This window comes from Mesorhizobium sp. Mes31, assembly GCF_024519675.1.
Taxonomy (GTDB): Bacteria; Pseudomonadota; Alphaproteobacteria; order Rhizobiales; family Rhizobiaceae; genus Mesorhizobium.
The window spans coordinates 1-12,480 of record NZ_JALJRL010000041.1 but is presented as its reverse complement, the minus strand read 5'-3'; the positions used below and the strand labels follow the sequence as shown (position 1 = coordinate 12,480).

12 protein-coding genes and 2 pseudogenes are annotated in these 12,480 nt (G+C 64.2%); 12 read left to right on the top strand and 2 right to left on the bottom strand.

Features of this window, described 5'->3' with window-relative positions; all coding sequences use genetic code 11:
- From NR193_RS32880 to NR193_RS32825, 12 genes and pseudogenes are all read left to right on the top strand, one after another.
- Positions 1-269 (top strand): helix-turn-helix domain-containing protein (locus NR193_RS32880; protein ID WP_256754817.1); only part of this gene is annotated, 269 nt, incomplete at its 5' end.
- 216 nt (positions 270-485) lie between these two features.
- Entirely contained in the window at positions 486-1,502 is a 1,017-nt protein-coding gene (trbB, locus tag NR193_RS32875; protein WP_256754816.1) for a P-type conjugative transfer ATPase TrbB, read from the top strand.
- A 35-nt stretch (positions 1,503-1,537) separates the two neighbouring features.
- Positions 1,538-1,831 (top strand): annotated as a pseudogene (locus NR193_RS32870) (TrbC/VirB2 family protein).
- Entirely contained in the window at positions 1,831-2,127 is a 297-nt protein-coding gene (locus NR193_RS32865; protein WP_256754815.1) for a VirB3 family type IV secretion system protein, read from the top strand. The pseudogene NR193_RS32870 and the gene NR193_RS32865 overlap by 1 nt, the downstream one beginning before the upstream one ends.
- Positions 2,128-2,139: 12 nt before the next feature.
- Positions 2,140-4,593, top strand: coding sequence for a conjugal transfer protein TrbE (gene trbE / locus NR193_RS32860; RefSeq protein WP_256754814.1), 2,454 nt, complete (start codon positions 2,140-2,142; stop codon positions 4,591-4,593).
- Positions 4,590-5,348: a P-type conjugative transfer protein TrbJ gene (gene trbJ, locus NR193_RS32855; protein WP_256754813.1), complete on the top strand. Its 759-nt coding sequence runs from the start codon at positions 4,590-4,592 to the stop codon at positions 5,346-5,348. Before trbE ends, trbJ begins: the two co-directional genes overlap by 4 nt.
- Positions 5,349-5,358: 10 nt before the next feature.
- Entirely contained in the window at positions 5,359-5,751 is a 393-nt protein-coding gene (gene trbK-alt, locus NR193_RS32850) for a putative entry exclusion protein TrbK-alt (RefSeq protein ID WP_256754812.1), read from the top strand.
- Between the two features lies 1 nt (position 5,752).
- Complete coding sequence (gene trbL, locus NR193_RS32845; protein WP_256754811.1) at positions 5,753-7,114, top strand: P-type conjugative transfer protein TrbL; 1,362 nt, start codon at positions 5,753-5,755, stop codon at positions 7,112-7,114.
- 2 nt (positions 7,115-7,116) lie between these two features.
- Entirely contained in the window at positions 7,117-7,800 is a 684-nt protein-coding gene (gene trbF, locus NR193_RS32840) for a conjugal transfer protein TrbF (protein ID WP_256754809.1), read from the top strand.
- Positions 7,797-8,938, top strand: a pseudogene (gene trbG, locus NR193_RS32835) (P-type conjugative transfer protein TrbG). Before trbF ends, trbG begins: the two are co-directional and overlap by 4 nt.
- On the top strand, positions 8,935-10,179 hold the full coding sequence (locus tag NR193_RS32830; protein WP_256754808.1) for a TrbI/VirB10 family protein: 1,245 nt from the start codon (positions 8,935-8,937) through the stop codon (positions 10,177-10,179). The pseudogene trbG and the gene NR193_RS32830 overlap by 4 nt, the downstream one beginning before the upstream one ends.
- A 2-nt stretch (positions 10,180-10,181) precedes the next feature.
- The gene (locus NR193_RS32825; protein WP_256754807.1) at positions 10,182-10,406 is read left to right on the top strand and encodes a DUF2274 domain-containing protein; all 225 of its coding nucleotides are present in this window, start codon (positions 10,182-10,184) and stop codon (positions 10,404-10,406) included.
- Positions 10,407-10,450: 44 nt separating this feature from the next.
- On the opposite strand, the gene NR193_RS32820 is transcribed toward NR193_RS32825, so the two are convergent.
- Both NR193_RS32820 and NR193_RS32815 read right to left on the bottom strand, forming a co-directional pair.
- A complete protein-coding gene (locus NR193_RS32820) occupies positions 10,451-11,410 on the bottom strand; it encodes a LysR family transcriptional regulator (protein ID WP_256754806.1) in 960 nt (319 codons plus the stop codon).
- Positions 11,411-11,421: 11 nt separating this feature from the next.
- Positions 11,422-12,417 (bottom strand): class I SAM-dependent methyltransferase, encoded by a 996-nt coding sequence (locus NR193_RS32815; protein WP_256754805.1) that lies wholly within the window; start codon positions 12,415-12,417, stop codon positions 11,422-11,424.
- Positions 12,418-12,480: the final 63 nt, after the last annotated feature.

The following is a 12,480-nucleotide window of genomic DNA, read 5'->3' as shown; positions in this document are numbered from 1 at the left end:
ACCTCGGCTTTGACAATCCCGAAGAGGAATTGCTCAAGGCCAAGCTGGCCCGCGAGATCCGCGCCATTATAAAGCGCCGGCGCCTGACCCAGGCGAAGTCGGCTGAACTGCTCGGTATGAAACAACCCGACGTCTCCGCGATCGTCACCGGGCGCACGGGCAAGTTTTCAATAGACAGGCTGGTTCGCTGTCTGGACCGGCTCGACTACAAGGTCGACGTGGTGGTTCGCCACAAGCCTCGACGGTCAACTCGTGCTGAAGCCGCTTGATCAGTCGGCTTTGCCGACGAGGGCACAATTGAGGGCGAGCGCCGCCCTTGCCTGAAGATCGTCAGCCTTGATTACAGGTCGGCACCGCCAATCTCCTGTATTTGCACGCTACGCTACTACGCCTCGATATAGGTGTTGAAACCACTCGAGATGCGGCTCTCTTAATCATCCCCGTCCAGGGGCCGCCCATGTTCCCCGGATCGAAACGGGGACAGGATGGCAGCTTCGCATCACAATTCAGAAGGTCTGGCGCGCGGCGCACGCATGCTGCGCACTGCGCTCGGACCCGCGATCGCGAGCTATCTCGACGATGCGAGCATCGTCGAAGTGATGCTCAACCCCGATGGGCATTTGTGGATCGACCGCCTGTCCGAGGGGTTGTCCGACACAGGAGAGCGCCTGTCGGCAGCGGACGGCGAGCGCATCGTTCGCCTCGTTGCTCATCATGTCGGTGCCGAAGTCCATGCCGGTGCCCCACGCGTCTCGGCTGAGCTGCCCGAGACGGGCGAGCGGTTCGAGGGGCTTCTTCCTCCCGTCGTCGCGGCGCCCGCCTTCGCGATCCGCAAGCCCGCCGTCGCCATCTTCACCCTCGAAGATTATGTCGCGACCAGAATCATGTCGGCGGAGCAGGCGGACACGCTGCGCCAGGGCGTTGCCAACCGCGCGAACATCCTCGTTGCAGGCGGCACATCCACGGGCAAGACCACGCTGATCAACGCACTGCTGGCCGAAGTGGCGAAGACCGCCGATCGCGTCGTCATCATCGAGGATACGCGCGAGCTGCAATGCGCCGCCCCCAATCTCGTGGCGATGCGCACGAAAGATGGCGTCGCCTCGCTCTCCGATCTCGTTCGTTCATCGCTGCGCCTGCGCCCCGACCGCATTCCGGTCGGCGAGGTGCGCGGAGCCGAGGCGCTCGAGTTACTCAAGGCCTGGGGCACCGGCCACCCCGGCGGCCTCGGCACGATCCACGCTGGTAGCGCCATCGGCGCGCTGCGACGGATGGAACAGCTCATCCAGGAAGCCGTCGTCACGGTGCCACGCGCGCTCATCGCCGAAACGATCGACCTGATTGCCGTCCTTTCCGGCCGCGGCTCCGCGCGCCGGCTGTCCGAACTCGCCCGTGTCGACGGCCTTCGCCCGGACGGTGATTACCGGGTCGCGCCAGCCGTCCTCGATGGCGACGACAGCCCGACCTTGCTCATCCAAAGCCCTGAAGGAGAAAATCCGTGATCCAACGCCTGCGCCTCGCGCGCCATCGCCTCGCCATGACCGTTTCGGTTCCCACGCTCATCCTGGTGATGGCAGCGCCCGCTCATGCCTCCGGCTCGTCGATGCCGTGGGAATAGCCGCTGCAACAGATCCTCCAGTCGATCGAGGGCCCGGTCGCCAAGATCATGGCGGTGATCATCATCATAATCACCGGCCTGACGCTCGCCTTCGGCGACACGTCGGGAGGCTTCCGCCGGCTCATCCAGATCGTGTTCGGTCTGTCGATCGCCTTCGCGGCGTCGAGCTTCTTCCTGTCGTTCTTCTCGTTCGGCGGCGGGGCGCTGGTCTGATGGCGGGCGCTGTCGAACAGGGCGGCCCGATGCCGGATTATACAGTGCCGGGCTATTCGGTCCTCGTGCACCGCGCGCTGACCGAGCCGATCCTGCTCGGTGGCGCCCCGCGCGCCATTGCCATCATGAACGGGACCCTTGCCGGCGCCGTGGGGCTGGGACTGCGTCTCTGGCTCGTCGGCCTCGCAATCTGGGCGATCGGCCATGTTGCCGCCGTCTGGGCCGCCAAGCGCGATCCGCTTTTCGTCGACGTCGTTCGCCGGCATTTGCGCATCCCGGCGCATCTCACGGTCTAAGGGGGCCATTGGATGATGAACCTTGCCGAATATCGCAACCGTAGCAACCGGCTCGCCGACTTCCTGCCCTGGGTGGCATTGGTCGGCGCCGGAACCGTCCTCAACAAGGACGGCAGCTTCCTGCGCACCGCGCGCTTTCGCGGTCCTGATCTCGACAGCGCCGTTCCGGCCGAACTGATTGCCGTCGCCGGCCGGCTCAACAATGCCTTGCGCCGTCTCGGCTCCGGCTGGGCGATCTTCGTCGAGGCGCAGCGCCATGCCTCGACCCGTTATCCCGACAGCAGCTTTCCGGATGCGGCCTCCACGCTGGTCGATGCGGAACGAAAGGCGGGCTTCGAGGAGGCTGGCGCGCATTTCGAGTCCAGCTACTTCCTCACCCTCACCTATCTTGCGCCCGCCGATGACACCGCGCGAGCGGAAAGCTGGCTCTACGAAGGCCGCGAGAAGAAGGGCCTCGACCCCAATGCGGTGCTGGCCGGGTTCGCCGATCGCAGCGAGCGCGTCCTGCGCCTTGTCGAAGCCTTCATGCCGGAGTGCAGTTGGCTCGATGACGCCGAGACGCTGACCTACCTGCATGGCTGCGTCTCGACCAATCGCCACCGTGTCCGCGTTCCCGAAACGCCGATGTATCTCGACGCCATGCTGGCCGACCAGCCGCTGACCGGCGGGCTCGAGCCGCGGCTTGGCGCGTCGCACCTGCGCATTCTCACGGTCACGGGGTTCCCGACCGCGACCACGCCGGGTCTGCTCGACGAACTGAACCGGCTGGCGTTTCCGTATCGCTGGTCGACACGCGCGATCCTGCTCGACAAGACCGATGCGACCAGGCTGCTGAGAAAGATCCGGCGTCAATGGTTCGCCAAGCGCAAATCGGTCGCGGCGATCCTCAAGGAGGTGATGACCAACGAGGCGTCCGTCCTCGTGGATACCGACGCCGCAAACAAGGCCGCCGACGCCGACATGGCGCTGCAGGAACTCGGCGCCGACTATGCCGGCATGGCCTATGTCACCGCGACGGTAACGGTGTGGGACGATGATCCCGGCATCGCCGACGAAAAACTGCGCCGGGTCGAAAAGGTGATCCAGGGCCGCGATTTCACGGCGATCATCGAAACCATCAACGCCGTCGACGCCTGGCTCGGCAGCCTGCCGGGTCATGTTTACGCCAACGTCCGTCAACCTCCCATCTCCACCCTCAATCTCGCCCACATCATCCCGCTTTCCGCGGTGTGGGCGGGGCCGGAACGAGACGAGCATTTTGCAGCGCCCCCTCTGCTCTTCGGCAAGACCGAAGGCTCGACCTCGTTCCGGCTTTCGCTTCATGTCGGCGACGTCGGCCATACGCTGATCGTCGGCCCGACCGGCGCGGGCAAGTCGGTGCTGTTGGCACTGATGGCGCTGCAGTTCCGCCGCTATGCAGGGTCACAGGTATTCGCCTTCGATTTCGGCGGCTCGATTCGCGCGGCGGCACTCGCCATGGGCGGCGACTGGCATGATCTCGGCGGCGATCTCAGCGATGGGGCCTTCGACAGCGTCAGCCTTCAGCCGTTCGCCCGCATTCATGATGTCCCCGAGCGCGCCTGGGCCGCCGACTGGATCGTGGCGATCCTGACGCGCGAGAATGTGGCGATCACGCCTGAGGTCAAGGAGCATATCTGGACGGCGTTGAGCTCCCTGGCGTCCGCGCCTGTTGAGGAGCGCACCATCACCGGTCTGGTCGTGCTGCTGCAATCAAATGATCTCAAGCAGGCATTGCGCCCCTATTGCGTTGGGGGTCCCTACGGCCGGTTGCTCGATGCCGAGCGCGAACATCTCGGATCGGCGTCGGTCCAGGCATTCGAGACCGAAGGACTGATCGGAACGGGTGCCGCGCCCGCCGTCCTGTCCTATCTCTTCCACCGCATCGAGGACCGGCTCGATGGCTCGCCAACCCTTCTCATCATCGACGAAGGCTGGCTTGCGCTGGACGATGAGGGCTTTGCCGGCCAGCTCCGCGAATGGCTGAAGACGCTGCGCAAGAAAAACGCCAGCGTCATCTTCGCCACGCAGTCGCTCAGCGACATCGATGGTTCGGCAATCGCGCCCGCGATCATCGAGAGCTGCCAGACCCGGCTTCTCCTGCCGAACGAGCGCGCCATCGATCCGCAGATCACGGCGATCTATCGCCGCTTCGGCCTCAACGATCGGCAGATCGAGATCATCGCGCGGGCGATGCCGAAGCGCGACTATTACTGCCAGTCCCGCCGCGGCAACCGGCTGTTCGAGCTCGGCTTGTCGGATGTGGCCCTCGCGCTTTGCGCTGTATCCGCGAAGACCGACCAGGCCGCGATCGCCCGCATCGTCGCCGAGCATGGCCGCGACGGGTTCCTCGCTGCCTGGCTGACCCACCGCAATTTGGGCTGGGCCGCTGAACTCGTTCCCGCCCTAACCAGCCCCGCCCTCACCAACAAGGAGAAGTCCCCATGAAAATGCGCCGTTCACTTGCCATGCGGTTCGCTGCCGCCCTGCTTGCCGCACCCGCCGCATTCTCGCCCATGCTGGCGACCCCGGCACAGGCCTTGATCGTCTTCGATCCCTCGAACTATTCGCAAAACGTCCTGACGGCAGCGCGCTCACTCGAGCAGATCACCAACCAGATCACCTCGCTTCAGAACCAGGCGCAGATGCTCATCAACCAGGCCCGCAATCTCGCAAGCCTGCCATTCTCCTCACTGCAACAGCTCCAGCAGTCCGTGCAGCGTACGCAGCAATTGCTCGGTCAAGCGCAGAACGTTGCCTATGACGTCCAGCAGATCGATCAGGCCTTCAAGCAGGAATATGGCAACGTCTCGCTGTCGGCTTCGGATCAGCAACTCGTCGCCGACGCGCGCTCGCGCTGGGGCAACACGGTTGGTGGCCTTCAGGATGCCATGCGTGTGCAGGCGGGCGTCGTCGGCAACATCGACACCAATCGCAACGAGATGTCGGCGCTGGTCGGCCAGAGCCAGGGTGCGACCGGCGCGCTTCAGGCAACACAGGCCGGCAACCAGCTCCTCGCGCTTCAGGCCCAGCAGCTTGCCGATCTCACCGCTGTCGTCGCCGCGAACGGTCGGGCGCAGACGTTGCAATCGGCCGAGCAGGCCACCGCCGCCGACCAGGGCCGCGAGCAGCGCCGCCGCTTCCTGACGCAGGGCTCGGGCTACCAGTCCGGCAGTGCGCAGATGTTCTATGGCAAGAACTGAGGCCGGCGCGATGGATGGCAAGATCTTCGCTCGCATCGGCGCAGTCGTCTTCATCGCGGTCGCTTTGACAGTGACCGTGATCGAGATGAGCAGCAAGGACGATGAGCCTGACGCCCTTGCGACCCGGGACCGTTCCATCGCGTCACAAGACCCGCTCGCGGCCGAACTGCGCCGCTGTTCCCGGATCGGCGAGGCCGGTCCTCGCGATCCCGGTTGCTTGAAGGCATGGGCAGAAAGCCGGCGCCGGTTTCTCGGTCAACGTGACGCGGCAGCCGCGCCTGCTCCGGTAGCGCCGACAACGCTGTTTCCAAATGTGGCGTCGCCCGACCGGAAAGAAGGGCAGGGGACGGATGTGACCGCTCCCGCGCTGCAGGTCGAGCCGCCTCGGCCGGAGATTCGCTGACATGGGCGGCATGGGCGTCATTGACCATTTCCTCGAAGTCTTCACGCGCTACATCGACAGCGGCTTCGGCCTGCTCGGCGGCGAGGTCGGCTTCATCGCCACAACCCTGATCGTTATTGACGTGACCTTGGCTGCGCTCTTCTGGTCCTGGGGCGCGGACGACGACATCATGGCGCGCCTCGTCAAGAAGATCCTGTTCGTCGGCGTTTTTGCCTATCTCATCTCCAACTGGAACAATCTCGCCCGCATCGTCTTCGAAAGCTTCGCGGGTCTTGGCCTGAAGGCCTCGGGTACGGGTTTTACCGTCAACGATCTCATGCGCCCGGGCAAGGTGGCGCAGACCGGGCTCGACGCCGGCCGGCCGTTGCTGGATTCGATCTCGAACTTGATGGGCTATTGGTCCTTCTTCGAGAACTTCATCCAGATCGCCTGCATGTTCTTCGCCTGGGCGCTGGTGCTGCTGGCCTTCTTCATCCTCGCGATCCAGCTCTTCGTCACGCTGATCGAGTTCAAGCTGACGACGCTCGCCGGTTTCGTGCTGATCCCCTTCGGTCTGTTCGGCAAATCCGCCTTCATGGCCGAGCGCGTGCTTGGCAACGTCATCTCGTCCGGCATCAAGGTGCTGGTGCTCGCCGTCATCATCGGCATCGGCTCGACCCTCTTTTCCGAGTTCACCGCAGGCTTCGGCGGCAACACGCCGTCGATCGACGATGCCATGGCGATCGTGCTGGCCGCGCTGTCCCTGCTCGGCCTTGGCATCTTTGGACCGGGCATTGCCAACGGTCTCGTCTCCGGCGGCCCGCAACTCGGCGCGGGCGCGGCGGTCGGCGCCGGGCTCGCCGCCGGCGGCATGGCAGCAGTGGGCGCCGCGGCCGCCGGCGCCGTGATGTCCGGCGGCGCGGCTGTCAGCGGCGGTGCTGCAGCGGCGGCGCGTGGCGGTGCCGCGACTGCGGGCAGGGCATCCACAGCCTACAATCTCGGCGCGGCCGGAGAGTCTGGTTTTTCCGGCGTCGCATCCGGGCTCGGCGGTGTCATGATCGCTGCCGCCCAGGGCGCCATCTCACCGCTGAAGCGCGCGGCCAATAATGCGGCAGGCAGCATGATGCGGAGCTACCAGTCGGGCGCTCGCGCTGCCTTCGAGACGACGGGCGGATCATCCACCGCTGGCACAATCGGCGCGAACGCCGCCGAAGCTGGCTCTGCACCCGCCGCGTCTTCCGCAACCGAAAGTCAGCCCGCCTGGGCGAAACGCATGAAGCGCTCGCAACAGATGACCCACGGCGTCCAGGCCGCCGCCCACGCTGTTCGCAGCGGTGACAGCCATGGCGGCGGCTCCTCGATCAACCTCTCTGAAAGAGACTAAGCATGTTCAAACGACCGTCCACGCACTACGGCAAATCCCCACAACCCGAGACGCCCTACCAGCGCGCTGCCCAGGTCTGGGACGACCGCATCGGTTCCGCTCGCGTGCAGGCGCGCAATTGGCGTTACATGGCCTTCGGTTCCCTGGCGCTCGCCGCCGGGTTCTCTGCCGCGCTCGTCTGGCAATCCGCCAACGGCTCCATCGTGCCCTGGGTGGTGCAGGTCGATCGTCTCGGCCAGGCGCAGGCTGTCGCCCCCGCGGTCGGCGACTATCAGCCGAACGATCCGCAGATCGCCTTCTACCTGGCGCACTTCATCGAACAGGTGAGGTCGATCCCCGCCGATCCGGTCATCGTGCGGCAGAACTGGCTGCGCGCCTATGACTTCGCGACACAGGGCGGGGCGCTGGCTCTCAACGACTATGCGCGCGCCAATGACCCGTTCACCAAGGTCGGCAAACAACAGGTCGCCGTCGACGTGTCGTCGGTCATCCGCGCATCGCCGGTGAGCTTCCGCATCGCCTGGGTCGAACGCCGCTATCAGGACGGTTCCCTTGCTTCCACGGAGCGCTGGTCTGCGATCCTCACAATTGTCGTGCAGCCCCCGCGCGACGCCGACGCGCTGAGGAAGAACCCGCTCGGCATCTACATCAACGCCATCAACTGGTCGAAGGAGCTTGGACAATGACGCCCGCACTCTTCAAGGCCGCCCACTGGGGGTGTCCAACTTTCCTCATCCACGCAGTGCCGGTTTTCCGCAAGATGGCCTTTCCAGCACTTCTGCTTTGCACTTCGGCGCTTGCAGGCTGTGCCACCAGGCAGAAGCCGCCGGAGATTTCTTATGACGATCCGGTCCCGGCCGTGCAGGCCGTCGATCCGCCCCCGCCCGTCAAGGTGGTAGAGATGTCAAAGCCGCTGCCGCTTCCAGGCCAGTTGAAGCCGGTCGGCAAGGACGCAAAGCCCGAGCCGGAACCGACCGATCCGACCGCGCGCGTGAACCTGGCCAACGCCGCAGCGCGCGTCCAGCCTGTCCGCAACGGCTTCATCAACTCGATGCAGGTCTATCAGTTTGTCGATGGCGCGCTCTATCAGGTCTATGCCTCGCCGGGGCAGATCACCGACATCGCGCTCCAGCCCGGCGAGCAGCTCGTCGGCTCCGGTCCCGTCGCCGCCGGCGACACCGTGCGCTGGATCATCGGCGATACCGAGAGCGGAACGGGCGGGGCCAAGCAAGTCCACATCCTCGTCAAGCCGACGCGCGCCGACCTTCTCACAAATCTCGTCATCAATACCGATCGGCGTACCTATCACATGGAACTGCGCTCGACGCCGTCCACCTATATGGCATCGGTTTCCTGGCAGTACCCGCAGGACCAACTCATTGCCTTGCGCCGTCAGAACCAAGAGGCCGAAGCTGCACAGCCCGTCTCGACCGGCATCGATCTCTCTCGTGTGAATTTCCGGTAAACGACGTGACAGGCGATCGAGCACCGTGGCGGCCATTGCGCGCCTTCGACGATGGCAAGCAGGTGTTCATCGAGTTCCCGCGAGGCATCGGCCAGGGCGAGATGCCGCCACTCTTCGTGGTTGGGCCGGAAGGCGACACGTCCGAGCTGGTGAACTATCGCGTGCGCGGCAACTACATCATCGTCGACCGGCTGTTTGCCGCCGCCGAGTTGCGCTTCGGAGCCGGCAAGAACCAGAAGCGCGTCCGCGTCTCCCGCACCGATGGGGTGAAGAGCAGTCGATTTTCATGGATGCGTGGCCCTGGTGAGACCCCGCCAGCGACGTACCTCCGAACAGACAGGGGAGGGTCGTCATCATGAGCGACAAAATGGGTCCCGGGAAGGAAGAAGGCCGGGGGCCGGGGAATGACGCCGGGCCGGAGGCATCCGCTGAGGATGACGCCCGGCCGTTGACAGGCGAGCCGGCCGCGGCCATGCGGCTGCGCGCCGAGCCGCCGCGCGTGACGCGTCTGTCCCGCAAGGCGCTGGCCGGATTGGGGCTCGCCGCAAGCCTCACTGTCGGCGGTGCGCTCATTTATGCGCTGCAGAACCGTCAACAAGGCCAGGGTCAGGAGTTGTATTCAACCGATAATCGTTCGACACCCGATGGGCTTGCCGGCCTGCCGAAGGACTATTCTGGCGTTCCGAAGCTTGGCCCACCGCTTCCCGGTGATCTCGGTCGCCCGATTCTTAACGCGCAAAATGGCGGCCCCGCGCCATCGACCGGTCTGGTTGGACCGGACCCGCAGGAGCAGCGCCGGGAACAGGAGCTGGAAGCGGCGAGGACCGCGCGTCTGTTCGCGTCCACGCAAACACGGCCCGCCAGTGACGCGACTGTCGCTCGAGCCGCGACAGACACCATGCCACGGACCGACCTCGCCAGCCTTGGCCTCGCGCCGCAGCCGGCGACGCCCTCGGCGCAGGACCGGCAGCTCGCGTTCCTCGATCAGCCGCCGGACAAGCGCACCGTCTCGCCTGACCGCGTCGCGGCGCCAGCGTCGAAGAACGTCCTGCAGGCGGGCGCCGTCATCGCAGCCGCCCTCATCACCGGCATTCGTTCTGACCTGCCGGGCCAGATTACCGCGCAGGTAACGGAGAATGTCTATGACAGCCCCACCGGCCACGTCCTTCTCATTCCGCAGGGCACGCGCCTCATCGGCCAGTATGACAATGGTGTGGGCTTCGGCCAGCGTCGCGTGTTGCTGGTCTGGACCAGGCTGATTTTTCCTGACGGGCGCTCTATCGTTCTGGAACGTGAGCCCGGCGCGGACGCCGAGGGCTATGCTGGCCTCGAGGACGGCGTCGACTATCATTGGGGCGAACTGTTCAAGGCTGCAGCACTTTCCACGGTTCTGAGCATCGGTGCGCAGGCAGGCTCATCGGGCCAGGAGAGCGACATCATGCGCGCCCTGCGCCAGGGTGCGTCCGACAGCATCAGCCAGACAGGCCAGCAGATCGTCCAGCGGCAGCTCAACATAGCGCCGACGCTCACCATCCGACCCGGATTCCCGGTTCGCGTCATCGTCACGCGCGATCTCGTGCTTGAACCTTACGGAGGCTGAAAATGACCAAGCTGAAACTGGGGCTAATTGCCGACGACAAACCCGTCAAGGTCATGGTGGAACTCCCCGCGGCACTGCATCGTGACCTGACCGCCTATGCCGAGATACTCGGCCGCGACGCAGGGCAACGGCCCGCCGATGCGCCGCGCCTCATCGTTGCGATGTTGGAACGCTTCATTGCGACGGATCGGGGCTTTGCCAGCGCAAAACGCTCGGTGGGTGTCTAAAAATCCGGACGACTGAAGTCAAACCCGTCAATCGCGCCTCCCAGTCATGGCGTGACTTCAGAAATCGAGCCGCGGCGTTCCGTACTTCCTGCATTGACCGGGGTAGGCCCGGGTTGCGTTGCAGTCACCATGTTTCTTGCGGTCCCAACCAGCCGCAAAAGCGCGCGCTTTGGGTTCGATTCCAGCCACACTGCCTTGATCAAACTGATGCTGCTCTGGCCACCGATCGGTTTCCACACCGTGGCGTCGATGGCGACTGTCCTGGCAAAACCCTCGCCCGCCAGAGTCACGCCTTGACCGAGTTGCACCTTGAGGATGACCGTCGCTTCGCTGGCGCGACATATCTGGACAGTGGGGCCACCATTCGCAGCGATATGCTCCAGCAAACCCAGATCCTGCGGCGATGCGCCTGAAACCAGCAGGCTCGTATCTGCAAGATCTGCCCATGTGACCGCAGGCCTTTCAGCAAGCGGATGGCAACAGGGCAGGAGAACGAACAAGCGCTCGTGCGCAAATATCTCGCTACGGCATAGGGCGGCGTTCTCAAGCCCATGCGTGAAGACGATGTCGAGGCGCCGGCGGCGTATAGCCGCCAGGCACTGTTCGACTGGAACGTCTTCGATCGCGACGCACACGTCCGGATGCAAACGGCCAAAACGATCGATGAGACGTGCCACGAACGTGCGTCCCATCTGGGCGCATAACCCTATCCTGACTGTTCTGGCATCCTGGTGACCGCGACTACTTCCGGCAAGGGCATCGCGCAAGCCTTCATAATGAGCGCGGACAAGATCGACCCAGTCCCGACCTGCCTCGGTCAGCCGAACGCCATGGACGTCGCGGTCAAACAACTGCATGTCCAGCAATTGCTCGAGAGCAACGATGTTGCGGCTGACGCAGGATTCCCTCACTCTGAGAGCTCTGGCAGCCTGCCTGAGGCTGCCATGGTCGACAGCTGCGAAGACATGGTCCAAACGGCGGAGCGTGTTGTTGACCTGTCCCAAGGCTCAGGAGCCTATTCCTGCGCGGCGGCGACGCTAACCGGCAGGGTCGGATACAAGCTGGTTTCGTAGACGTACTCGTGCGGAATGGCTGGCGTGGCCATCTGGGAAAGGTACCGGTTCAGGTTTTCCTCGCTATTGCTCGCCGCGAGGCTACAGAAATTTCCGCTATTCCAGGTCAGGGAGCAGTAGCTGAAATGCGCGCGTATCGCGTCAGCCATCTGCGCCAAAGTGACCTCATTGCCGAACATCGTATCCAGAACGAGGGTTTGCTTCTTCTCGATTTCGTCTGGGGGAAAATAGCGCGCCTTGAAGCCGAAATCCTTCTGGTATTCGCGACGCCTGTAATCCGGCTCCGCGGCAGCCCGGAACTTCTCGACGAAGACGAAGATCCCGTCGTGCTTGAGGTGCTGGGTCACGAACTCGATCTGTCCCGATCTGTTGGGCGAGTACATCTGAAAGGTCGTATCCTCCAGAATAATATCGAACCCGTGCGCGAAATTTGCCAGTCGCGGATCTGAACGGAGAACGTCCTTGGTCAACTTATGGAAGGGACCAATGAAGAAGTCGGCGTGCGGCGGTTCGCCGTAGGCCATGAAGCTCGTGTAATTCTCCGCGTTTGGGCTGCACGACAGCGTGCGTATCTGTCCCTCGGACAGTTCCGACAACGTTCTCGCCATGGTGCCTTCCGCTGTTCCAAGGCTGTATAGCGCAAGCGGAGCGCCACGGTGCCGTGCGTATTTCAGCACCGCGCGGGCCATCCGGCACTCCTCTTCCAACCTGTAGGGAATGCTGCCGTGATAGTGCTGGTCAAAAAAGCCCTGGCGGGTCGCGTGCAGGGCAACCAGATCGCGCTGCAGTTCATCGCTCGGCAGAAGGCGGGCGTCGGCCACGGGCTTCCTGATTGGCATCCCGCTCTTTCCGGCCGCGGTCGCCGCGAAAAAGCCGGCGAGTCCGTTGATCCGCGGACCATGGTCGCACTCTGCCAGAAAGTCGTCGAGTCCACGCATCGCAGTACGCCTCCAGCACCGTTCCATTGGTGAGATGCCGATACGTCGATGAGGGAAATTCCA

What these genes read in the sequence shown, in the direction of transcription:
- trbJ (WP_256754813.1), top strand. Translation starts at nt 4,590, where the DNA reads ATGAAAATGCGCCGTTCACTTGCCATGCGGTTCGCTGCCGCCCTGCTT.
- trbB (WP_256754816.1), top strand. Translation starts at nt 486, where the DNA reads ATGGCAGCTTCGCATCACAATTCAGAAGGTCTGGCGCGCGGCGCACGC.
- trbE (WP_256754814.1), top strand. Translation starts at nt 2,140, where the DNA reads ATGATGAACCTTGCCGAATATCGCAACCGTAGCAACCGGCTCGCCGAC.
- NR193_RS32815 (WP_256754805.1), bottom strand. Translation starts at nt 12,417, where the DNA reads ATGCGTGGACTCGACGACTTTCTGGCAGAGTGCGACCATGGTCCGCGG.
- trbK-alt (WP_256754812.1), top strand. Translation starts at nt 5,359, where the DNA reads ATGGATGGCAAGATCTTCGCTCGCATCGGCGCAGTCGTCTTCATCGCG.
- NR193_RS32865 (WP_256754815.1), top strand. Translation starts at nt 1,831, where the DNA reads ATGGCGGGCGCTGTCGAACAGGGCGGCCCGATGCCGGATTATACAGTG.
- NR193_RS32830 (WP_256754808.1), top strand. Translation starts at nt 8,935, where the DNA reads ATGAGCGACAAAATGGGTCCCGGGAAGGAAGAAGGCCGGGGGCCGGGG.
- trbF (WP_256754809.1), top strand. Translation starts at nt 7,117, where the DNA reads ATGTTCAAACGACCGTCCACGCACTACGGCAAATCCCCACAACCCGAG.
- NR193_RS32825 (WP_256754807.1), top strand. Translation starts at nt 10,182, where the DNA reads ATGACCAAGCTGAAACTGGGGCTAATTGCCGACGACAAACCCGTCAAG.
- trbL (WP_256754811.1), top strand. Translation starts at nt 5,753, where the DNA reads ATGGGCGGCATGGGCGTCATTGACCATTTCCTCGAAGTCTTCACGCGC.